The sequence below is a fragment of the Micromonospora sp. NPDC005172 genome, from assembly GCF_040608555.1.
In the GTDB taxonomy this organism is placed as follows: Bacteria; Actinomycetota; Actinomycetes; order Mycobacteriales; family Micromonosporaceae; genus Micromonospora.
In genome coordinates, this window is sequence record NZ_JBEXIL010000001.1 from 201,580 (window position 1) to 224,827 (window position 23,248).

General features: G+C 70.5%; 14 protein-coding genes. 8 read left to right on the top strand and 6 right to left on the bottom strand.

Features of this window, described 5'->3' with window-relative positions; all coding sequences use genetic code 11:
* Window positions 1-63: 63 nt before the first annotated feature.
* Window positions 64-2,241, bottom strand: coding sequence for an alpha/beta hydrolase-fold protein (locus tag ABZV06_RS00685; RefSeq protein WP_355617454.1), 2,178 nt, complete (start codon window positions 2,239-2,241; stop codon window positions 64-66).
* 83 nt (window positions 2,242-2,324) lie between these two features.
* Complete coding sequence (locus ABZV06_RS00690) at window positions 2,325-3,347, bottom strand: LacI family DNA-binding transcriptional regulator (RefSeq protein ID WP_355236143.1); 1,023 nt, start codon at window positions 3,345-3,347, stop codon at window positions 2,325-2,327.
* 507 nt (window positions 3,348-3,854) lie between these two features.
* Here ABZV06_RS00690 and ABZV06_RS00695 point away from each other — a divergent pair.
* Window positions 3,855-5,378 carry an alpha-N-arabinofuranosidase gene (locus ABZV06_RS00695; protein WP_355617457.1) on the top strand — a complete coding sequence of 508 codons (1,524 nt, stop codon included), beginning with the start codon at window positions 3,855-3,857 and terminating at the stop codon, window positions 5,376-5,378.
* A 245-nt stretch (window positions 5,379-5,623) separates the two neighbouring features.
* Here ABZV06_RS00695 and ABZV06_RS00700 read toward each other — a convergent pair whose 3' ends face one another.
* Together ABZV06_RS00700 and ABZV06_RS00705 are read right to left on the bottom strand one after the other, a co-directional pair.
* Entirely contained in the window at window positions 5,624-7,141 is a 1,518-nt protein-coding gene (locus ABZV06_RS00700; RefSeq protein WP_355617460.1) for an aldehyde dehydrogenase family protein, read from the bottom strand.
* The gene (locus tag ABZV06_RS00705) at window positions 7,138-8,376 is read right to left on the bottom strand and encodes a fumarylacetoacetate hydrolase family protein (protein ID WP_355617463.1); all 1,239 of its coding nucleotides are present in this window, start codon (window positions 8,374-8,376) and stop codon (window positions 7,138-7,140) included. Before ABZV06_RS00705 ends, ABZV06_RS00700 begins: the two co-directional genes overlap by 4 nt.
* Window positions 8,377-8,595: 219 nt before the next feature.
* Here ABZV06_RS00705 and ABZV06_RS00710 point away from each other — a divergent pair, with 219 nt between their 5' ends.
* Window positions 8,596-9,357, top strand: coding sequence for an IclR family transcriptional regulator (locus ABZV06_RS00710; protein WP_355617466.1), 762 nt, complete (start codon window positions 8,596-8,598; stop codon window positions 9,355-9,357).
* On the opposite strand, the gene ABZV06_RS00715 is transcribed toward ABZV06_RS00710, so the two are convergent.
* The gene (locus tag ABZV06_RS00715) at window positions 9,333-9,845 is read right to left on the bottom strand and encodes a MarR family transcriptional regulator (RefSeq protein ID WP_355617469.1); all 513 of its coding nucleotides are present in this window, start codon (window positions 9,843-9,845) and stop codon (window positions 9,333-9,335) included. The genes ABZV06_RS00710 and ABZV06_RS00715 overlap by 25 nt on opposite strands.
* An 8-nt stretch (window positions 9,846-9,853) precedes the next feature.
* Window positions 9,854-11,101, bottom strand: a complete 1,248-nt coding sequence (locus ABZV06_RS00720; protein ID WP_355236126.1) for an NAD(P)/FAD-dependent oxidoreductase — start codon at window positions 11,099-11,101, stop codon at window positions 9,854-9,856.
* Between the two features lie 99 nt (window positions 11,102-11,200).
* On the opposite strand from ABZV06_RS00720, the gene ABZV06_RS00725 reads away from it, so the two are divergent.
* From ABZV06_RS00725 to ABZV06_RS00750, 6 genes are all read left to right on the top strand, one after another.
* A complete protein-coding gene (locus tag ABZV06_RS00725) occupies window positions 11,201-14,155 on the top strand; it encodes an AAA family ATPase (protein ID WP_355617472.1) in 2,955 nt (984 codons plus the stop codon).
* 98 nt (window positions 14,156-14,253) lie between these two features.
* A complete protein-coding gene (locus tag ABZV06_RS00730; RefSeq protein WP_355236120.1) occupies window positions 14,254-14,397 on the top strand; it encodes a hypothetical protein in 144 nt (47 codons plus the stop codon).
* Window positions 14,398-14,410: 13 nt separating this feature from the next.
* On the top strand, window positions 14,411-20,605 hold the full coding sequence (locus ABZV06_RS00735; protein WP_355617475.1) for a S8 family serine peptidase: 6,195 nt from the start codon (window positions 14,411-14,413) through the stop codon (window positions 20,603-20,605).
* A 120-nt stretch (window positions 20,606-20,725) separates the two neighbouring features.
* Window positions 20,726-21,343 (top strand): TetR/AcrR family transcriptional regulator, encoded by a 618-nt coding sequence (locus ABZV06_RS00740; RefSeq protein ID WP_355617478.1) that lies wholly within the window; start codon window positions 20,726-20,728, stop codon window positions 21,341-21,343.
* Complete coding sequence (locus ABZV06_RS00745) at window positions 21,340-22,017, top strand: VC0807 family protein (protein WP_355617481.1); 678 nt, start codon at window positions 21,340-21,342, stop codon at window positions 22,015-22,017. Before ABZV06_RS00740 ends, ABZV06_RS00745 begins: the two co-directional genes overlap by 4 nt.
* Complete coding sequence (locus tag ABZV06_RS00750; RefSeq protein ID WP_355236109.1) at window positions 22,014-23,228, top strand: nucleotide disphospho-sugar-binding domain-containing protein; 1,215 nt, start codon at window positions 22,014-22,016, stop codon at window positions 23,226-23,228. Before ABZV06_RS00745 ends, ABZV06_RS00750 begins: the two co-directional genes overlap by 4 nt.
* Window positions 23,229-23,248 lie beyond the last annotated feature (20 nt).

Genomic DNA, 23,248 nt, shown 5'->3' on the forward strand with positions numbered 1-23,248 from the left:
GCGCTGGCCGGGCGCCACCGGGGCAGGCTCTCCTGCTCCCGGTGGCGTCGCCGGGGACGGCTCCTAGCGCTTGAACAGACGCGGCGCCAGGTCGATGAGGTTCTTCTGCCACACGTCCCAGCCGTGCGGTCCGGGGGTGACCCCGTCGAACTCGTAGCGGATACCGAGGGTGTCCAACGTGGTCAGCGATGCCATGAAGCTCGGGTACACGAAGTCGGTGCGGTCGCCGACGTACAGGCGCAGCATCGTGGTGCCGTTGTTGATCGCCTCGACGTCGACGCCGGTGCCGCTGCCGAACCCGGCGGAGAACGCCGCCACGTAGGCGAACTGGCCCGGGTAGGCGCGCAGGATGCCGAGCGCCTGCCCGCCGCCCATCGACAGGCCGGCGATGGCCTGCTGGGACGGGTCGCTGGAGATGTGGTAGCGGGATCGGGCCGTCGGCACGATGTTCTCCAACAGTTCCCGGTTGAAGTTCGACGAGTTGCCGTTGCCCATCACGACCACCATCGGCGTGAGGTCGCCGTCGAGGAACTGGTGGTCGAGGATCTGCTTGGCCCGGCCCATCTCGACCCAGTCCGTGTAGTTCTGGCCGCCTCCGTGTTGGAGGTACAGGACGGGATACGGCTGCGCCCGACCAGGGTCGTACCCGGGTGGAGTCCACACCAGCGCGGTGCGGTCCTGGCCCGCCACCGTGCTGGCATAGGTCATGCTCTCGACCTTTCCGCCCTGGCCGGCGGGCACGTCCGTCAGCAGTCGAGCCTCCGGGCCCGGGACGAGGAACGTGCTCCACATCGGTTCCGTGGTGACCTTCGTCGGATTCGAGGTGTCCTTGAACGGCACCCGGTCGACGATCAGCCGGTAGTAGTAGAACCAGGGCTTCAGCGGCCCGACGGTCGCCCGCCACCGGCCGCCGTCACGCGTCAGCGGCACGCGCAGCCAACTGCCGCCCGGCGCGATGTTGGCCCACACCGTGACGTGCTGGGCGTCCGCGAAGTCGGTGGTGGTCTCGAAGGTGACGAACCCGTCCTCGGTGACGAACGGCGTCGGGGTGGTGCCGGCCGGCGGAGGCGTGAACTCGCCCGTGAACCGACCGTGGCCCGGGCTCGGCCCGTGGTCCGACACGTGCCGGAACAGCCGTGGCACGAAGTCGACGAGGTTCTCCTGCCAGGTGGTCCAGTTTCCCCCGCCGTCGGGGTCGACCCCGTCGAACTCGAACCGGACGTCGGCCCGGTCCAGCGCCTTCGTCAGCCGGTAGGTCGTGTTGTAGGCCGGGTCGGTGACGTTGCCGGTGTAGAGCCGCAGCAGCTTCAGGCCGTGGTTGACCGCCTTGGCGTCCTTGCGGTCGATCGTCGGAGTCGACGTGCCCGAGAACCAGCCGACATAGCCGAACTGGCCCGGCCTCGCGAACGCCGCCCGTACGGCCCGTGCCGCGCCGTCGGTGACGCCGGCGATGGCCTGGTGCGCCGGATCGCGAAGGACCCGGTAGTTGGCGGCGACCGCCTTGCGGAGATCCTTCAGCTCCCGGTCGTCCGCGCTGTCGGCGATCACCACGACCATCGGCTGCATGACGCCGGCCGCCGAGAGGTTGTCGAGGATCTGCTTCGTGCGGCCGAGGTCGAGCCAGTCGGTGGCGGCCGCACCGGCACCCGACTCCAGGAAGAGCGTCGGGTAGCCCTTCGGCTTCTTGGCCGCGTACCCGGGTGGTGTCCAGACCAGGGCCGAGCGCTGCTCGCCGCGGACCCGGTACGTCAACGTCCCGACCGTGCCGCCGGTGCCGGCGGGCGCGTCGGCCAGCCAGCGCGCCGAGTCACCCGCCACCAGGAAGGTGCTCAGGAGCGGGTTCGACGCCACGCTCGTGCTGTTCGTCGGGTCCTTGATGGTCTTGGTGTCGTCGGCGGTCACCTGGTAGCGGTACAACCCCGGCGTCAACGCGCCGAGCACACCGGACCACACGTCACCCCGGCGCGTCAGGCCGAACTCCGCCCAGGAGGCGGACGGCCCGAAGTTTCCCTCGACGACGACCTGCGAGACCTCGCCCAGGTGCTCCTGGACGTACGCGGCCGGGACGGTGAACGACGCGTACCGGTCCGGGGAGACCTCCAGCCACGGCGTGTCCGCCGCCGCTGCCGGTTGCGGTGTGAGCAGGGCCGCCGCCATGGCGATGACTCCGGCGGTGAACGCCGCCGAGAGCCGGCGTACGCCCAGACGGCGTAAGCGCCCGTGATAATGTTCGGTTGTCACGCTCCACTCCTTTCCTGTGCCGGCAGCGGATGCGACCCGCTGGCCAGCTCAACCCATCGGTGGATCTCGCCGTGCGGTTGCGCTCACCTCCTCTGGTCGCTCGTCGGTGCCGCGGTCGAGCCGCGCACCACGAGACTGGTCGGGAGCACTATCTGGTTCGGCTCGTCCCACTCGCCGGTCACCAGCGACTTGAGCATCCGCGCGGCTTCGTACCCGAGCTGGTACATCGACTGGTCCACGGTGGTCAGACCCGGCTCGGTCGACGCCGACTCGGGGATGTTGTCGAAGCCGACGACGGACAGGTCACCGGGGACGGCGAGTCCCAACTCCCGGGCGACCTCCAGCACCTTGAGGGCCATCCCGTCGCTCGCCGCGAAGATCGCCGACGGCCGGTCCGGCCGTTGCAGCAGGGCACGCGCCAACGGCACCGCCGACTCGGGGTTGAAGTCCCCCCTGCCGATCAACGTCGGGTCGACAGGCACGCCGGCACCGTCCAACGCCGCCCGGTAGCCCTCCTCCCGGGACCACGCCGAGGCGAGACTGTCGCGCCCGGCGATGAACCCGATGCGTCGATGACCCAGGTCGAGCAGGTGCGCCACAGCCGTGGTGGCACCGGCGAGATTGTCGGCCATGACGGAGGGCCCCGTCGACCCTCGCACCGGGTCGATGGCCACGACCGGGGTACGGCTGCGCATCTCACCCCAGGGCGTGACGACGATGCACCCGTCGGTGAGGGTGCCCGACAGGCGCGTCAGGTGCCGCTGTTCCCAGCCCTCCGAGTAGGACCCGTAGAGGTCACTGTTGGCGTAGATGATGAGGTCGAAGCCGGAGCGACTGAGCGCCTTCATGACGCCCTTGAGCACCTCCGCCGTGTATGACTGGAAGCTGTGCGCCACGAGGCCTAGAACGTTGGTGCGACTGCGTCGCAGGCTCGACGCCACCAGGCTCGACTCGTAGCCGAGTTCCTGGATCGCGGTGCGGACCTGAGCGATCGTGCGGGCGCTGACGCCGTAGTGCCCGTTGACGACACGGGAGACGGTGGCGGTGGAGACGCCGGCGATCCGGGCGACATCACTCATCGTTACCGGCGCATTGGCTTCGATCATGCCGCTCTCTCTGGACTGCAATCGTTATCGGTTACGTTTCCAGGATGTTGCCAACGTAACGGACCACGATTACGAACACAAGAGCCTTTCGCCTCACCAGCGTTCCGCGCGCGGGGTCCTAACGGGATGTTCACAGCGTGAACTTCCCACCTCTCGCGGCGATACCGAGAAAGCCACCGGATCGCTATTTCGCGCGATCGATCCACCCGCTGACAACGGAACGACACTCTCCGTCAGGCGCCATTCCGCGACGGGTGTTCCCTCACGCGAGCATGATCGGTAACGTTTACATAGATCGGGAACGTAATCGATGATCATGGCGATGTCCAGAGGTCACACCGACCCACCACCCCTCGGCCCCCGGCACCGCGACGCGGATCTCGACGTCGGTGGCCTCGCACGAAGGGAGCCCGCCCTGAACACCCACCCCGCCCCAGCGCCGCACCCACTCCCCCACCGCGCCGCCTCGCCCGTCCGGCCCCGTCCGAGCCGGCCTGGAGGGCAGTCGTGAACACCGCGCGCCTGCTCCTGGACCCACGTCGACGCGTCGCACCGGTGCCGCGCCGGCTCTTCGGCTCGTTCGTGGAGCACCTGGGCCGCTGTGTCTACACCGGGATCTACGAGCCCGGCCACCCGACAGCCGACGCGGACGGCTTCCGGGGCGACGTCCTCGCGCTCGTCCGGGAGCTGGGCATCACCACCGTCCGCTACCCGGGCGGCAACTTCGTCTCCTCCTATCGCTGGGAGGACGGCGTCGGTCCGGTCGACCGACGACCCGCCCGGCTCGACCTCGCCTGGCACAGCCTGGAGACCAACGCGTTCGGGCTGGACGAGTTCATGCGCTGGGTCGGTAAGGCGGGCGTCGACCCGATCATGGCGGTCAACCTCGGCACCCGTGGCACCGCCGAGGCCGTCGACCTGCTGGAGTACGCCAATCACCGCGGCGGCAGCCACCTCGCCGACAAGCGTCGCGACAACGGCGCCGTCGACCCGTACGGGATCACACTGTGGTGCCTGGGCAACGAGATGGACGGCCCGTGGCAGGTGGGGCAGCGGAGCGCGACCGAGTACGGCCGGCTCGCCGCGCAGACCGCGAAGGCGATGCGCCGCTTCGACCCGGACCTCGAACTCGTCGCCTGCGGTTCGTCCCACCTCGGCATGCCGACCTTCGGGAGCTGGGAGCGCGACGTGCTGACCGAGGCGTACGACGACGTCGACCTGATCTCACTGCACGCCTACTACCAGCCGGTCGACGACGACCTGCCCAGCTTCCTCGCCTCGGCCGAGGACATGGACAGGTACATCGACGCCGTCACCGCCATCGCCGACTCGGTCGGTGCGATCCGCCGGTCGAGCAAGAAAATCATGATCGCGTTCGACGAGTGGAACGTCTGGTACCAGTCCGCGGCGCCGTCCACGCCGCCGAGCGGCGAGGACTGGCCGGTCGCGCCGCCTCTGCTGGAGGACCACTACAGCGTGGCCGACGCCGTCGTCGTCGGTGGCCTGCTCATCAGCCTGCTGCGGCACAGCGACCGGGTGACCGCGGCGTGCCAGGCCCAACTGGTCAACGTCATCGCGCCGATCATGACCGAACCGGGGGGTTCGGCCTGGCGGCAGACCATCTTCCACCCCTTCGCCCGGACGGCCCGGCACGCCCAGGGCGTCGTCCTCGACGTGCTGCGTGACGGCAGCACCACGACCACCGACCGCTACGGCGTCATCGACGCGGTCGACGCGGTCTCCACCTGGGACGACAGCACCGCGGAGATGACCGTGTTCCTCGTCAACCGGGTCGTCGACACCCCGGCCGAGGTGACCGTCGACCTCGCCGGCGGCCAGGTGGGCGGCATCATCGAATGCGTCACCGTCGGGGGCGCCGACCTCGGTGCCAAGAACACCGCGGGCGGTCCCGACCACGCCGAGCCGCGTCCCAACGACACGGCCCAGGCGGGCGGCGGCAGCGTCCGGCTGACCCTTCCGCCCGCGTCCTGGACCATGCTGCGGCTGCGCACCACCGACGCGACCCCGTAAGACCAACCCCGGCCGCGCGCCCCCCGGCTACACCAGGGGGTGCGCGGCCGGGGCCTTTCCCCACCACAGGGAGTACGGAGAATCGCGTCGACGGTCAGACCAGGACCGAATAATCGCGTCTGATAATGGCACTGGGAGCGCCTGCACAACTGGCGCGAACTATCCGCTCGGCTTCGTTCCGCAAAGGAATCCGCGCGTCACCCGCAGGTGACGGAGAAACGCTCCCGAGTGACCCGTGGACGCAATTATTCGACCGCTGGCGTCAACCTCCCGTCGACCCGTCGCGCAATGGCGGAATACTCGTCGCGCAACTCCTCGGGTAGGACCCAGGCCGGGGCGTCCTGCCATGCCAACGGCCGGAGGAACCGCCGGATGGACGTCGCGCCCACCGACGTGTGCACGGCGTTCGTCGACGGCCAGGGTCCACCGTGGTGCTGGGCCCACGACACCCGGACACCGGTGGGATAGCCGTCGAAGACGATGCGCCCCGCGCGGGCGGAGAGCACGTCGACCAGCCGGCGTACGACGTCGACGTCGTCCTGGACGCCCCGGTGGACGGAACCGGTCAGCGACGGCGGGACGGCGTCCAGCGCGGTGTCCAGTTCGGCGGCGTCGTCGTACCGAACCACGACCATGAGCGGACCGAAGCACTCGTCGGCGATCTCGGGGGTCAGGCCCGACAGGTCGACCTCCAGGAGCCTCGGCGCGACAGCGAAGCCCGCCCCTGGGTCGACCTGGGCCTGCGCCGAGACCCGGGCACCGGCCCGCTCGAACCCCGTGGCCCGGCTCTCGAACGCGTCCCGGATGCGCTCGTTGAGCAGGATCGCGCCGCCCGAGCTGGCGACACTCCGCCGCAGGGTGTCCACCAGCAGGTCACCACCCTTACCAGCCGGGACGAACGCCAGGCCGGGCTTGGTGCAGAGCTGACCGCCGGAGGCCGTGAAGGAGGCGAACAGGCCCTCGGCGATCTCCTCGGCCCGGTCGACGGTCGCACCGGGCAGGACGACGATCGGGTTCACGCTGCTCAGTTCGGCGTACAGGGGGATGGGATCGGGTCGTTCGTCGATGGCCGTCTGGATGGCGCGGGCGGCGTTGACCGAGCCCGTGAGGGCAGCCGCACGGATCGCGGGGTGCCGCACCAGCGAGCGGCCGGCCTGTTCCCCGTACACGGCCGCGATGACACCCTCGGGTCCGCCCAGGTCGCGGACGGCCGAGGAGATCGCGGCGGCGGACGCGTGCGACGTCAGCGGGTGGGACGGGTGGGCCTTCAGGACCGTGGGACAGCCGGCGGCGAGGGCGGCGGCTGTGTCACCGCCGGCGACCGAGAAGGCGAACGGAAAATTGCTGGCGCCGAAGACGGCGACCGGTCCGAGGGGTACGAGCATCCGCCGCACGTCCGGACCGGGTCCGAGTGGGGTGTCGGCGGCGTGGTCGATGGCCGCTTCGACGTACGCGCCGTCGCGCAGCACGTCGCCGAACATCCGGAACTGGACCGCGGCCCGGGTGAGCTCGGAGTCCAGTCGTGCGTTGGCCAACCCGGTCTCCGCCTCGGCGGCCGCGACCAGGTCCTTCCGACGGGATTCCAGGGACGCGGCGATGGCGTCCATCAGCTCCGCCCTGCCGATCCTCCCCAGACCGGCCAACCAGCGCGTCGCCCGGGACGCCTGGCCGGCGACCTCGTCCAGGCGGGACTCGTCGGTCTCGCTGAGATCCGTCGCGCGACGCTGGCCGTCGCGCGGATCGACGGTGCTGACCACGTTCACAGCAGTCCTCTCCTTGCCAGATTGCCCATCAGATCGCGGACGCCGAAGTGCCAGGGTTCGCACTCCTGGGCGTGCCGCACCCGGTTGACCAGGGTGCCGAGGGCCGGGCAGCTGATCCGTACCACGTCGTCGACCTTGTGGGTGAAGCCCTCGCCGGGGCGGCCCCGGTCCTGGACCGGCGCGAACATGGTGCCGAGCATCAGCGCGGCGCCGTCCGGATAGTGGTGGTGCGGGCCGATCAACTGCCGCACCAGGTCCTCCGGGTCGCGCGACATCTGCGTCATCTGCGAGACCGCCTCCAGCCGGAAGCCGTCCGCCCCGCAGACCTCCAGACGCACCTCGAGCTCGCGGACCCGCTCCATGCCGAACCGGTCGTCGACGAGCCGGATCAGCGGGCCGAGGGCGCAGGACGCGTTGTTGTCCTTCGCCAGGGGAAGCAGGAGCGCCGAGCGGCCCTCGATGTCGCGCAGGTTGACGTCGTTGCCGAGGGTGGCGCCGACGATCCGGCCGCTGGACTGGACGATGAGCGTGATCTCGGGTTCCGGGTTGTTCCAGGTCGACGCGGCGAGCACACCGACGTCGACGGCGCTGCCGACGGCGGAGAGAATCTGCCCCTTGGTGAAGATCTCGGCGTCCGGGCCGATCCCCACCTCCAGGTACTGGCTCCACATGCCCTCGGCGACCAGCATGCTCTTGAGCCGGTCCGCCTCGCCCGAGCCCGGCTTCAGGTTGTGCAGGTCGACACCGATGTCGGCGAACATCCGTTGCCGGATGTCCGCCGCGAGAGCCAGGTCCCCCCGTGCCCGCTCCTCGATGACCCGTTCGATCATCGAGATGGGGAAGGTCACGCCGGCCGCCTTGAGCGCCTGGAGGTCGACCGGGGCGAGCAGCCAGGCTCTGCCACCGTCTCGGGTCGCGGCCACCGTGTTGGCCAGGATCTCGCCGAAGTCGCCGACCCGCGCCCCGTCGAGCCCGGCCACGGTCGCGGCGGGGTCGGGCAGTTCGCAGATGTCCCGGACGGTCGCGAACCGATGGCTCAGGTCGATGACCACACCGTCGCGCACGGCGACGGGCGTCGGGCCGTCGACGGACGGATCCCAGATCCGGCCGACCAGGACACTGTCCACGTCGTCCGGTAGGGCCTCGGCGGCGGTACCGACCCAGTCGGCGCGCGGAGATTCGCCGTCGGTGGTCGGCGTCAGCCGCTCGTGGGCGATCTCAGGACGCGAGGGCATGGTTGTCGCCGTCATTCGTCGCCCTGGCGAAGCCGATACGAGCGCGCTGCTTACCCATCGTCGCTCCACCATTACGAGTTGGAGTCAAGTTCATAAATTGCAACGATCGTAGCGACATGTGCAACGTTGTCAAGTGGCGATTGCGCATTGCGTCAACTACATTGCACATGATGCAACGACAGCGGCGTAGCCGCGCGTCGCGCGAGGGGAGACAGAGCCGTGGCGCAATCGATTCGCCGCGCGATCGACCTCATCCGTCGATCGGCCGAGCATCCGCTGTCCCTGACGGAGGCCGCGGACGTGCTCGGGGTCCACAAGTCGACGGCCCTGCGGATTCTGCACACACTGGAATCCGCGCGCTTCGTCCGTCGTACCGGCGCGGGCACCTACGTGCTCGGCAGCGGACTGATCGAGCTGTCCGAACTCGCGCTCGGCTCGATGGACCTGCGCCAGCCCGCCGCCGCGCACCTGCGTGCGCTGCAACGCGAGACCGGCCACACCGCGCACCTGGCACAGCTGACCGGTGACGAGATCATCTACATCGACAAGGTGGACAGCCCGGCGTTCGACGCCGTCAAGCTGCCCTCGCGGGTCGGGCGCGCGGTGTCGATCTACGCGAGCGCCGTCGGGAAGACCATCCTGGCGTACCTGCCCCGGGACGATCGTGAGCGGCTGCTCTCCCCCGTCGTCTTCGAGAGGTTCACCGACACGACCTTCGCCGACCGTGAGGCGCTCGATGCCGAACTCGTCCGCATCCACGATCGTGGTTGGGCCGTGGACGACGGCGAGCACGACGCGTACGTGATGTGCGTGGCCGCACCCATCAGGGACTCGCGCGGGCAGGTCATCGCCGCCGTCTCGATCACGGCGATCGAGGTCATCGCGAGCCTCGACGAGCTGAAGGGCAACCTGCCACTCCTCCTGGACACCGCCAGCCAGATCTCGTACGAACTCGGCTACCCGCGGCCCTCCGCGACCTGACCGCGCTCCCGTTGCGCGGTGTCGCCGTCGCGGAAGCGGTCCAGCTCGGCGAGGTACAGCGCGTGCATGCGGTCGTAGTGCCGGACCAGCAGCTCGACCTCCTCGGCACGGTAGCCGTCGACGAGCCGCCCGACGCGCCCGGCGAACCGCTCGTACGGCCGCGTCAGCTCGGCGACCCGGTCCGGTCGCAGGGCGACGATCACCCGCCGCCGGTCCGCCGGATCGCGCTCGGCCGTCACGTAGCCCGCCTGCTGGAGCCGGCGCAGCATGCTGGTCACCGCACCGGTGGTGAGGTTGGTCCGCTCGGCGACCTGCCCCGCCGTGGCGGACCCGACGTCCGCCAGGAAGTCCAGGCACTCCAGGTCGCTCACGGTGAGGCCCAACTGCTCCGCGATGGCGTACCGGAACACCATGGACAGCCGCGACATCTCCCGGCCGGCGCGCATGAGGTCGGCGATCGCGGACGCCCTGGCCGGCACGTGGGACATGCCCGCAATCATGCCTCCGGCACGGTGACCCGGTGCAGCCGAGGTAACACGCGGGTCAGCACCCAGTGGGGTGCGGCCGCGCCCCCGGTGAGGCGGCGCATCAGCCGACCGGCGGTGTCGACGGCACGGAAGGCGTACGGAACCATCTCCTCCTGGTAGGCGGCGATCGCCTCCTCCACTCCCCTGCCGCTCGCGCGGGCCTCGACCAGCTTGCGGCCGAGCAGGGCGGCGTCGCGCAGCGCGGTGTTGCCGCCGTGCGCGCCGAACGGCGGCATGACGTGCACGGCGTCGCCCATCATCGTCGCCCGGGGCACCGCCCAGCGACGCGGTCGTCGGCCCGTGGCGAAGAGATTGAGCACGGTGGCGTCCAGTTCGGCCGTGGCGACCAGCCGTCGGATGAGCGGGTGGAAGTCCGTTGTCATACCGGCGGCCAGTCTCCACAGCGCCAACAGGTCCCCGCGGACACCGATGGGCACCTCCTCCTGGCGAAGCAGCAGTCCCCACATGACGTAGTCGTCGCCGGTGGGCGCGTAGTTGCCCGGTGCCAGACGCGCGAACGCCTCCCGTGGGCTCTCGCCGAACCGCATCGAGGTGAAGAAGAAGGCGCGACCTGGCCGGTCGCCGATGGCCAGGACACCGCTGCTGCGCAGCGCGTCCGGGATCATGCTCTCGCCGTTGCGGCGCAGGGGCGACCGGCCGTAGATGCCCGCCAGTGCAGCGCTCGCCGGGTGCGCGTCCGGCATGAGCTGCGCGCGCAACGCCGAGCCGACGCCGTCCGCGCCCACGACGACCGTCGCCGCCACGGCCCCGCCGTCGGAGAACCGCAGCCGTAGCCCTGCCGGGCCGCCGCTGTCCACCGCGACGGCCTCCTTGCCGTAGTGGATGCGTCCGTTCAGCCCGGACTGCAGGATCGACCGCAGGGTCAGCCGGTCGACCTGGCGGGTCGCGTACGGCTCGTCCTTGAAGGTGATGGTGAACGCGTCCCGCAGTCGACTGTCGGTGAAGCGGAGGTGCCCGCCGGGCTCGTCGCCCGTGGCCAGCGCCAGGTTGTACAGCTGGCGGGGCAGGCTCTCGCGCAGCGCCTCCAGCCCGTACCGGTCGAGGATGATCCGGTAGCCCTGTCGCCGGACGAAGGGGCCCGGGTCCCGCTCGTAGACATGCACCTCGATGCCGGCGCGCATCAGGTACTGGGCGAGGCAGAGGCCGGAGAGGCCGCCGCCGGCGATTGCCACCGAGAAGTCTGTCGATATGCCCATGCGATTATCTTAATGACTAAGATGATTTCCGCAAGGTCGCCCGAGACCGTCGGTGGCGATGGTCTTGTGTCCACGCGCCGAAAAGCGAGATCATCACGCATGCTCGACCCCGCAAACGAGGACGACGGGACCGCACCAACCGTCTCCACCCCGCGCTTCGTGGGTCGTGACCGGGAGCTGGCGGCACTCCGGGGCGCCCTGGCCCGGCCACCGGCGATCGTGCTGGTGGAGGGCGAGGCGGGCATCGGCAAGAGCCGGCTGCTACGCGAGTGGCACGCCGCCCCGGCCCGACGCACCGCCCTGGTGTCGGTGTGCCCACCGCTGCGCGAGTCGCTCACGTTGGGGCCGATCGTCGACGCGTTCCGGGGGATCGACAGTCCGGTGTCGCGGCTGCGGCTCACCGCGCTCGCGGGCGCGCTACGGCCCCTGTTCCCCGAATGGTCCGCGAGCCTGCCGCCCGCGCTGCCACCCCTGGACGACGCGAAGGCGGCCCGGCACCGACTGTTCCGCGCCCTGGACGAGCTGATGCGGGCGCTGGGGGTCGACGTCCTCGTCCTCGAGGACGCGCACTGGGCCGACGAGGTGACGCTGGAATTCCTGCTGTTCGTCATCTCCCGACAGCACTCGGACGGTCCGAGCCTCGTCATCTCCTACCGGCCCGAGGAGGTCGGCGACGGATCGCTGCTGCTGCGGCTGACGTCCCGGCTGCCCGCGGGCGTGACCCAGCTGAGGATCGCCCTGGCGCCCATGCGACCCGACGACACGGCGGCGCTGGTGTCCTCGATGCTGGACGGCAATCCGATCTCGCAGGAGTTCACGACGTTCATGCACGAACGGACCGGCGGCGTGCCGCTGGCGCTGGAGGAGTCGGTCCGTCTCATGTGCGACCGGGCCGACCTGGTCTTCCGCGACGGCCAGTGGGTCCGGCTGAAGCTGCGCGAGCTACAGGTGCCGCCGACGGTGCGTGACTCCACCCGCGAGCGGGTGAGCCGCCTGTCGCCCACGGCGCAGCAGGCGTTGCGCGCCGCGGCGACGTTGGCGGAACGGTCCTCGGTGGCGACGATCGCGATGACCGCGGGCCTGTCGCCGACCGCGTGCCGGGCCGCCATCGCGGAGGCGGCCAGCGCCGGTGTCCTGGACGGAGACGAGCGCGGCAGGTGGCGCTTCCGGCATGTGCTGGCCGCCACCGCCGTCTACGAGTCGATCCCGCTGACCGACCGCAGACACGTCCACCTGCTGGCCGGGCGCTCCCTGGAGCACCTGCACCCGCCGCCCGTGGCGCGCCTCGCCCACCACTTCCGGGAGGCCGGCGAGACCCGGTCCTGGGCGCGGTACGCCGAGCAGGGCGCCGAGTTGGCCATCGCCTCGGGCGACCACACCAAGGCGGCCGACATGCTTGTCGACCTGCTGTCGTGGGCCGTGCTGCCGCCGGTGGACCGGGCGCGGGTCGCCCGCATCGCCGGAGTCGCCGCACTGGGCCGCCGAGAACAGGTCGACCAGGTCTACCACCGGGTTATCCGTACCCTGCGTTCGGTGCTGGAGACCCCCGGCCTCTCCGCCCGGCAGCAGGCCGAGATCCGCAACCCCCTGGGTCGGCTTCTCATCACCGGGGGTGAGGCGCAGGCCGCCCTCCGCGAGCTGGAGCAGGCGGTCGCCAACCTCGACCACGACCCGGTCGAGGCGGCTCGGGCGATGACCTACCTCGGCTGGGCGTACGCGGGACCGTGGCCGGCGTCCACCCATCGGCGATGGCTCGACCGCGCCGCCGACCTCACCGCCCAGATCGACTCCCCCGCCGAGAAGCTGAACCTGGCCGGGAACCGGGCGGCGGCGTTGCTGATGCTGGGCGAGGAGGAGGCCTGGGAGGTCGTCGCCGACCTGCCCGTCGGTGGCACGACCTCGGCGGAGCGTCTCGACGTGGCCCGCATCCACACGAATGTCGGCACCGGCGCGCTGATCTGGGGGCGGTACGCCGACGCCGAGGAACACCTCGACGTCGCCATGAGCCTCGCCGAGGTCGAGCAGGCGTCCCGGTTGCAGCACAACGTCCGACTCGAACAGGCCAATCTGGCGTGGCTCACCGGTCGGTGGGACGGCCTCACGGAGACGAGCGCGGCACTCGCCGACGCCGACCGGGACCGGCCGGCACACTACCTGGGCAGCATTCGCCTCGCCGCCCGCCTGGCGGCCGCAGCCGGACGGCGGCGTGTCGCGGAGGAGCAGTTCCGGCTCGTCCTCGAGGAATCCGCCCGCCTCGGCGCGGCCGACGACACGATGGAGGCCGCCGCGGCGCTGGCCAGGTTGTGGCTGGCGGACGGCAACAGCGGCCGAGCCCTGCGGATCACGAACGAGCCGATGGAGACCGTCCGGCGAAAGGGCGTCTGGGTCTGGGCGACGGACCTCGTACCCGCCCGGATCGAGGCGTACCTCGCCGCCGGCGACCTGACGGCCGCGACGCGCCTGACCGACCAGTTCGCCAGAGGACTGCGTGGCCGTACGGCGCCCGCGCCGCGCGCCGCGCTCACCGTGTGTCGCGCCCTGCTGCTCGCCGCGACCGGGGAGCACGCCCGCGCGGCGACGGCGTACGACCGCGCGGCGCGTGCCTGGAGCGCGTTGCCGCGCCCCTACGACGCGATGCGTGCCCGCGAGCGCCAAGCCGAGGCGATCATCGCGCAGGGCCGGATCGAGCAGGGTGGCGAGCTGCTGGCGGCACAGTACGAGCGGCTGTTCAGGCTCGGCGCCCGCGGCGACGCGGACCGTGTCGCGCAGCGGCTTCGCGAGCACGGCGCCGAGGTCCCGCGACTGTGGCGCGGCGGCCGACGCGGGTACGGGGACCAGCTCTCCCCCCGCGAGCTCGACGTGGTCCAACTGGTCGTCGCCGGCAAGACCAACCGGGAGATCAGCCGGATCCTGGCCAAGTCGCCGGCCACGGTGGACCAGCAGCTACGCGCGGCGATGCGCAAGCTGAAGGTGAGCAGCCGGACCGCGCTCGCGGTCAAGGCGGTGGAGGCCGGCGTGTTCGCCGAGGACGAATCCCTCGACAACGCATCGTGAATTTTGACGTATCCGCCGGATAGCTAAGGCCACCCGGCTCATCCAGCATGAGTCCATGATCCATAGCCCATGGGCGATGAATGCCTGAGCGTCCCGTCGTGCCTGACGACTCCGCCCTCGAACACCAGCCGCCACCCGAGCGGCTCGGCGAATCGCGCGTCACCCCGCGCGACGCCTCCGACGTACGCGACGCCGACGGTGCCGTCGACCACGAGAGCCACGACCCCTACCAGCCCCTGTAGGCGAAGGACCCCGATGAGATTCACAGCCCTCGCGGCAACGCTGGCCGCAGCGGTCGGCCTGAGCATGCTCCAGCCGATACCGGCGTCCGCCGCCGAGCCGGATCCCGGCACGGCGGCCAGGAAGATCGCGCCGACCCTGAAAGACCGTTTCCGCGCACAGCCGGCCTCCGACTTCTGGATCACGTTCGACACGAAGCCCGACCTCGGGCCGGCGAAGAAGATCGCCGACTGGACAGCCCGTGGTCAGTTCGTCTACGACGCACTGACCACGGCGTCGAAGAACTCCCTGGCCTCCGTCTCCACCGAACTCGACGGGGCCGGGGTCAAGTACACCCCCTACCCGATCGCCAACGCCGTACTCGTCAAGGGCGGCACCGAGAAGCTCGCTCTCGACGTGGCGGCGCGGGTGCAGGTCGCCGAGATCCACGCCACGCCGCAGGTCGCCCTGGTACAGCCCGTGGAGAAGAAGCTCCCCGCTGACCAGGCTGCCCGCCCCGCCACCCCGAAGAAGGGCGCGGACGACACCGTCACGTGGGGTCTGGACGCCATCCACGCCCCGCAGGCCTGGGCCATGGGCGCCACCGGCGCCGGCATCACGGTGTCCAACCTCGACTCGGGCGTCCAGTTCGACCACCCCGCCCTCATGCACCAGTACCGGGGCGCGAAGCCGGACGGCACCGTCGACCACAACTACAACTGGATGGCCACCCGGGGATCGTGCACGGGCGCGCCGTGCGACGACAACGGACACGGCACGCACACCATGGGCACCATGGTCGGCGTCGACGGCACCGACCACGTCGGCGTCGCCCCGGACGCGCAGTGGATCGCGACGAACGGCTGCTGTGACAGCACCGGTGTCGAGTCGCTGCTGCGCTCCGGCTGGTGGCTGCTCGCCCCGACCGACCTTGCGGGCAACAACCCCGACCCGTCCAAGCGTCCGCACGTGGTCAACAACTCGTGGGGCCAGACCGTCGAGCACGACTTCGACGACTTCTTCCAGGCCGTCGACGAGGCCTGGACCGCCGCGGGCATCTTCAGCACCTGGTCGTCAGGAAACACCTCGCCGTACGCGGCCTGTGACACGGTCTCCTCGCCGGGTTCCGCGGCGAGCGCCTACTCCGTCGGCGCCTACGCCGAGGACGGCACGATCGCGTCGTTCTCCCGCAAGGGCGAGGGTGAGGGCGGTCGGATCAAGCCGGAGATCTCCGCGCCGGGTGTCAACGTCCGCTCGTCCTATCCGAACAACAGCTACGTCGAGATGGCCGGTACGTCGATGGCGTCACCGCACGTCGCCGGCGCGGTCGCGGCGCTCTGGAGCTACGACCCGACGCTGATCGGGCAGGTCGACGAGACCCGTCGCCTGCTCGCCGAGTCGGCCACCGACGTCGACGACACCGAGTGCGGCGGCACCGCCGAGCTCAACAACATGTACGGCGAGGGTCGGCTCGACCTCGTCCGCCTGCTCGAACTGGCGCCCCGCAAGGGCGGCACCCTCACCGGTGTCGTGACCGCCGACGGCGCCGGAGTCCCCGCCGCCGACGTGACGATCAGCGGGCCGTTCAGCCGGTCGATCGGCACCGACAAGGACGGTCGGTTCACCACGAACCTCCCGGTGGGCGACTACCAGCTCAGCACCAAGGTCTTCGGCTACCTGACCGCGACCGCCACCGTCAGCGTCTCCCTCGGCCAGGACACCTCGGTCAAGCTGCCCCTCACGGCCGCCGCGAAGCACGACATCAGCGGCCGGGTCGTGGACGACAAGAAGCGGCCCGTGCCGAACGCGGACGTCGCGATCCGGGACACGCCGCTGAAGCCGGTACGCACGGACGCCAACGGCGCGTTCACGATCACCGCTGTCCCCGAGGGCGCGTACAAGCTGGCCGTCAAGCCCAACGCCTGCTTCTCCCCCTCGACGGTCCCGCTGACCGTCGGCGCGCAGAACGAGCCGTCCGAGATCCCGGTCGGGCTCGTGGTCGACAAGGGCGGCTACAGCTGCGCCGTCACCGAGGGCGAGTACCTGCGCGGCACCGAGCAGGTCACGTTCGGCAGCGGGGTGTGGGCAACGGTGCAGCTGCCGTTCCCGATCGCGCTGTACAACGGCAGCCACGACACGCTCGGCGTCGGCCTGCGCGGCATCATCTCTCCGGACGGCAGCACCGGCCCCGGCTACGGCGGCGCGGGTGCCTTCCCGTTCTACCTGGAGGGCCCCATCGAGTTCGCCCCCGGCGGTGGTGTCTTCACGGCCACCACGAAGGTCGACGGTGAGGACGCGTTCGTCGTCGAGTACCGCAAGGCCAAACTCTGGGCCTACCCCATCCGATCGGAATACACGGAACCGGTCAACTTCTCGGCCACGTTCACCCGCTCGGGCACGATGATCTTCGGGTACGGCGACGGCGTCGGATCTGACGATCCGGTGACCGCCGGCGCGAACGGCGTCACCGGCATCCAGGGCTGGGCCGGCGTCGACGGCATCCGGTTCTCCGACCACGCCCCCGTGCTGCGCGACGGGATGGTTGTCACCTACGACATGCCGGACTTCGGGTACCTCGACGCGACCGTCGTGGACAAGAACGACGGGCTGCCGGTGGCCGGCGCCAAGGTCTCCTTCAGCACCGAGGACGGGCTCGTCGAGACCGTCACGACCAACGGAACCGGCCTCGTGCACCGCCAGCTTCCGACGGGCGGTTACACCATGACGGTCGAGGCGCCGAACTACACGACCATGTCGTACCCGTTCTCGCTCGACAAGCTCTTCTCGCAGGCGAAGATCGACGCGCGTCTGACCACGGGTGTCGCCGGCCTGAAGGCCGACGGCCTCGAGACGCTGTTGGGTACCGACCAGAACGGCGTCGGCTCGCTGACGTTGACCAACACCGGCTCCGCCCCGCTCACGTACACCCTGGGCGAGGCCGCGCGGCACCCCGAGCTCGATGCCACCGGCGCGACCGCGCGCACCGGCACGGGCGCGGCAAGCACGATCGACCTCGCCGGCTGGAAGGCCGGCGCGAGCGGTATGAAGCCGTCCAGCACCGACAGCAAGACCGCCACGTCGAGCACCGCGGAGGCCCAGGCGGCAGCCAAGGTCGGCGCGACCTCCGGCGGAGACGTCATCACCCGGATCAAGATCCCCGGCACGATCGAGGAGAAGGAGCCCTCCGGCGTCGGGTACGACGGCGACGTCTGGGTCCACGACTACTGGGCGCGGACCAACACCGCCTACACGGTGACCGGCAAGAAGACCGGCAAGGTCTTCGACGCGACGTGGAACCCCGCGTACCGGGCCTTCGACATGGCGCTCGACACCAGGACCGGTGACATGTGCCAGATGGAGGACAGCCCGGCCAGCTACATCCACTGCTTCAACCGGGAAACCGGCAAGGAGACGCGCCAGATCAAGGGTGACTGGTCCACGCTTCAGCTCACCGGTCTCGCCTACAACCCGGCCAAGGACGTGTTCTACGTCGGTGGCCGGGCGAACGGCCTGATCGGGACGGTCGCCGGCACCTCGCACGACAATCCCGGCGCGCTGCTGTCCTTCTGCACGCCGCCGCTGCCCGAGATCATGGGCCTGGCCTACAACCAGGCGTCGGACACGATCTGGTACACCGACCTCACCTCGAACCGGCCCACCCGCCTGTTGCAGGTCGACCCGGACGACTGCTCGCTGGTGAACGCGTGGTGGTTCCCGGGCCAGAAGGCGAACCAGGGCGGCGGCCTCGAGACCGACTCGTCCGGCGCGCTGTGGGCGGTCGATCAGGTCGCCGACGACGTCGTCCTCGTCGACGTCGAGGACGACCTGCTCACCGACCTGCCGTGGCTGTCGCTCTCCTCGACCGGCGGCACCCTCGCCCCCGGCCAGTCGACGACCGTCCAGGTCTCGATCTCCTCGAAGGGCGCCAAGCCCGGTGTCCTCGGCGCGAACATCGTCGTGCGGTCCGACTCCGGACGCCAGTCCAAGACGTACGTGCCGGTGACGCTCACGACCACGAAGTACCAGGTCGGCGTCAACGCCGGCGGCGCGAAGCTCACCGACGGCACCGGCTACACCTGGTCCGCCGACCAGCCGGCGAGCAAGAAGGCGTGGGGCTACGAGGGGAAGACGAAGGTCACCTCCACGAAGGCCCCGATCGCCGGCACGACGGACGATCTCCTGTTCCAGTCGCAGCGCACCACGCCGGAAAAGCAGTTGTTCTACCGCTTCCCGGACGCGCCCAAGGGCACCTACGCGATCGACTTCGGCTTCGCCGAGATCGAAAAGGCGCCGAAGGGCAAGCGGGTGTTCGACGTCCTCGTGGACGGGACGCTGACGAACTACGCGTACGACCCGACCGCGGCCGTGGGGCCGAACGCCGCGGACTGGCGTAAGGCCGTCGTCGAGCACGAGGGCGGTCCGCTGACCGTGGAGTTGCGGGGCTCGAAGGGGCTGAAGCCCCCGAGCATCGCCGCGCTGCGGGTGACGCTCGACCCGCGGGCGGACACGGTGGAGCCGGAGCCGGAGCCCGAGCAGCCGGACCCGGGTCCGGTGCCGGTGGCCCCCGCCGGTCGCTCGTACTCGATGAAGGTGACCGAGGGGCTCTACCGCCAGGGCACCCAGGAGTCCGGCTGGCATGGCGACGAACGCTGCGGCCCGCTGTTCTTCGACGCCAGCTACCTCCAGCCGTTCTACGACACGGCCTGGGACGGCGTGTGCGTGACGATGAACGGCGCGCTGACCTTCGATCGCATCGGCGGGTTTTCAACCAACACGCCGCTCCCGTCGTCGGACACCCCGATCGACGCGGTCTACCCGTTCTGGGACGACCTCGTCGTGGACGACGAGGCGGGCATCTACCTCGGCACGACCGAGATTGACGGGTTGCCGGCGCAGGTCATCGAATGGCGCAACGTCACCTTCTTCGCTGACCCGAGCGCCCGGGTGAGCTTCTCGGTCACCCTGATCGCGGACGGACGGATCCAGATCGGCTACGGCGACGGCGTCGGCGGCGACAATCCCCTCACCAAGGGTTCGTCGGCGACGGTCGGCGTGGAGAGCCTGAACCGCAACCCCGCGAGCCAGTACTCCTTCGACCAGCCCGTCCTGAAGGCCGGCCTGGGCCTGGAGTACACCCTCCCGGCCGCGGGCACCATCGAGGGCACGGTCACCGACAGGAACGACGGCAAGCCGATCGAAGGAGCGATCGTCACGCTCAAGGGGCCGGCGGGTGAGCGGGTCATTACGACCGACGTCAAGGGCCGGTGGAAGGCCCAGGCGCTCGTCGGCGAGAACACCGTCCAGATCGAGGCGCCGAACTACGTCGCGGTCAGCCACTCCGTGACCATCGCCAAGAAGGACCAGGCCGAGGTGGTCGACACGGCGCTGACGACGGGCATCGCCACCGTCGCGGCGGCTGACTTCGACTGGCTCCTGGACAAGGGCCAGAAGGCGACGGCCGATGTGACCGTCACCAACACCGGTTCCGCACCGCTTCAGGTGCGGGTCAGCGAGCAGAAGCGCACCGACGACGGTGGGCACGAGGCCGCCGACCTGCCGTGGCTGACCCTCTCGGGCCCGGCCGCGACCGGCCCGGTCACGCTCGCGGCCGGCACGTCGACCACGGTCACGGTGACGGCCGACAACGCCGGCATCAAGCCCGGCGTACTCGTCGGGGACGTGCTCGTGGCGTCCAACGCCGGCAAGGGTGAGAGCCAGCTCAAGGCGGTCCGCCTGGCGACGTCGGCCTACTGGAAGGGCGTCGACGCGGGCGGGTCCGGGTACGTCGACGCCGCGGGCTTCTTCTGGGCGCCCGACCAGGCGCTCGGCTCGCGGCAGTGGGGCTACGTCGGCGGCAAGGCGCACACCACGAAGGCCGACATCGCCGGTACGACGGACGACGCGCTGTTCCGCACCCAGCGGACCGGCGACACGTTCAGCTACGTGTTCAAGAACGCCCCCGCCGGCACGTACCGGATCGACCTCGACTTCGCGGAGCTCGAGAAGGTCAAGGTCGGCAAGCGTGCCTTCGACGTGCTCGCCAACGGCAAGGTCGTGCTGTACGACCATGACGTGCAGGCGAAGGTGGGCGCGTTGGCCGTCGACACGAACACGGTCACGGTCGAGCACACCGGTGGCGATCTGACGATCCAGTTCACCCGGGAGAAGGGCGAGGGCGATCCGATCCTCAACGCGCTGAAGGTGCAGGAGGACCCGCGCCTGAAGAGATAGCCGCTCACTGGTCAGAGCCTCCCCGGCGACGTCGCCGGGGAGGCTCTGCCGTTTCCCGCACACGCCGCACCGATCCTTACGCGCTTGACGGGAAGCCGGCCTTCTGCTGAACTTTTATCTATGCAGATAATACCGGAGGCCGATCGAAAGACGCAGATTCTGGAGGCGTTCGTCGAGCTGCTGGCCGAACACGGCTACGCGGGGGCGACGTTCGCGCGGATCGTCGAGACGGCGCGACTCAGCAGCACACGGCTCATCACGTACCACTACGACACCAAGCAGGAGTTGGTCGCCGCGGCGTTGCGCCACATCGTCGACCGGGCGCAACAGGTCATGGTCCCGGCCATCGAGGCTGAGTCGACGGCACGTGGCAAGCTCGCCGCGTACCTACGCTCGAACTTCCGCTTCCTGGGTGAACGACCGGCGTACGCCCGCGCGGCCGTCGAGATCGTCCGCAACCTGCCCAGGGACACGGCGGATGCGGACGTCCACGAGGACGTACCGGTGATGCTGCTGGCGCACCTGTTCATCGCCGGCCAGGAGTCCGGGGAACTGCGCACGTTCGACCCGGTGGTGATGGCGATGACGGTCCGCGCCGCCGTCGACGCCGCCGTCGAGCGGTTCGCCAGCGGTGCAGGGTTGGACCTGGCCGCCTACGCGGAGGAGTTGTGCACGCTCTTCGATCGCGCGATCGCCGTGGACCCCGCCGCACGTGATCTCGGCGAGGTGCTCCCATGAGGCCAGCCAGGAACGCCGACCAACAGGTGGTGGCCGGTGCCGAGGCGACGCCCACGAGCCAGAGCGCGCGCCGCGCTCTGGTCGGACGAATCGTCGTCGACGTGGTCCTGCCCCTGGTCGCCTACTACGCGCTTCGCGCCCTGGGCGCCGGCGTGCTGGCGGCCACCCTCGCCGCCGGGGCGGTTCCCGCGGCGAACGCCGCCCTGGTCGCCGCACGCAGCCGGCGGATCGACGTCGCGGGCCTTGTCGTCGTCAGCCTCTTCCTGGCGGGGGGCGCGCTGAGCGTGGTCACCGGGGACGCGCGGCTGCTGTACGTCAAGGACGGCTGGCTCACCGGTCTGCTCGGCGCGTGGGTGCTGCTGTCGCTGACCATGAAGCGGCCGTTCATGCTCCACCTCGGCACGGCCATCGCCACGGCGAAGGTCGGTGATGCTGGCGCCGCGGCATGGCAGCAGCGCTGGACCGACGATCCGGTCTTCCGGCGCCGCCTGCGCCTGGTGAGCGTGGTGGTCGGCGTCGTGCTGATGCTGGACGCCGTGGTCCGCGTCGCCATCGCGTCAGTGATCGACCTCGACGCGGTCGCGACGGTCACCAACGTGCAGTACGTCGTCATGCTCGCCGGCCTGCTGTCCTGGTTCTTCTGGTACACCGCCCGGCACGGGCTGCGCGCGTGAGCACGAAGGCCGGTGCGCACGTCGCCGTCCTCGCCGTCGGGGCCACTGGTCACCTGTTGCCCGTCCTCGACGTCATCGAGGAGTTGCGGGCCCGCGGGCACCGGGTCACCTGTTTCGCCCCGGACGTCGCGGCACCCGCTGCGCGAGGTGCCGGCGCGGACGTCGTGACGTACGAGTCCACGCTTGTCACGCGCCCGTCGTCGGCGGTGCCGCCGGCCGATTTCGCGGTGTGGCTCCCGTTCGTGCTCGTGGCGGAGGCAGCCGCCGTCGTACCGCAGATCATCCCCGTCCTGCGCGGCGACGTTCCCGACGTCCTGCTCTACGATCGGGCCGCGCATCCGGCCGGCCGCGCGCTGGCGCAGTTGCTGAATCGGCCGGCGGTGGCGATGTTCCCGTCCTTCGCACAGGGGCCGGCGTGGTCCTTGGCCGCCGCCACCGGGCAGACGAGCGTCCTCGACCCGGCACACCCCGCCTTCACCCCGTTGCAGGACCAGCTCGACCAGTTCTCCGCGCGCTGGGGACTGGAGCGCGGCACCGTACGCGACCTGGCCGAGGCACGCGAGCGGCGATCGATCGCGTTTCTCCCGCGCTGGTTTCAGTGGAACGGGGAGGGCTTCGGCTCGGACCACCACTTCGTCGGACCGTGCCTGCGCTCGCGGCTCGGCACCGGACCGGCAGTGCACGAGCGCCTCGTGTACGTGAGCGCGGGCACCGCGGCGGCCGAGCCCGAGGCGCTACGGCCACTGATCCGAGCAGCGGCCGCCGCGTCGCCCGACCGCCGGGTGCTCGTATCCACCGGTGGGCTCCCGATCGCCGATCTCGGGACGCTGCCTGACCGGGTCGAAGTCCACGAGCACGTCGACCAGCTCGCCGCGTTGGCGCGGGCCGACCTGTTCGTCACGCACGCCGGGATGGGCAGCGTCATGGAGGCCCTCTGGTTCGGCGTTCCGATGGTGTGCGCGCCGCGTACCAGCGAACAGCATGTCGTCGCGGCACGGGTCGAGGCTCTCGGTCTCGGGGTGACCATGTCGAACGGTGCTGGTCAGAGCAGCGACATCGAGGCCGGCATCCGCGACCTCACGCACGATTCGACGATCCGCGAGCGTCTGCGTACCGCGTCGGCGACGGTGCGGGCGGCGGGAGGGCGCCGAGCTGCGGCGGACGCGGTGGAGATGGGCATCGCCTCCGACGGGGATCCGGTCCGCGCCTGACCACAAGCGGATCCTCAGAC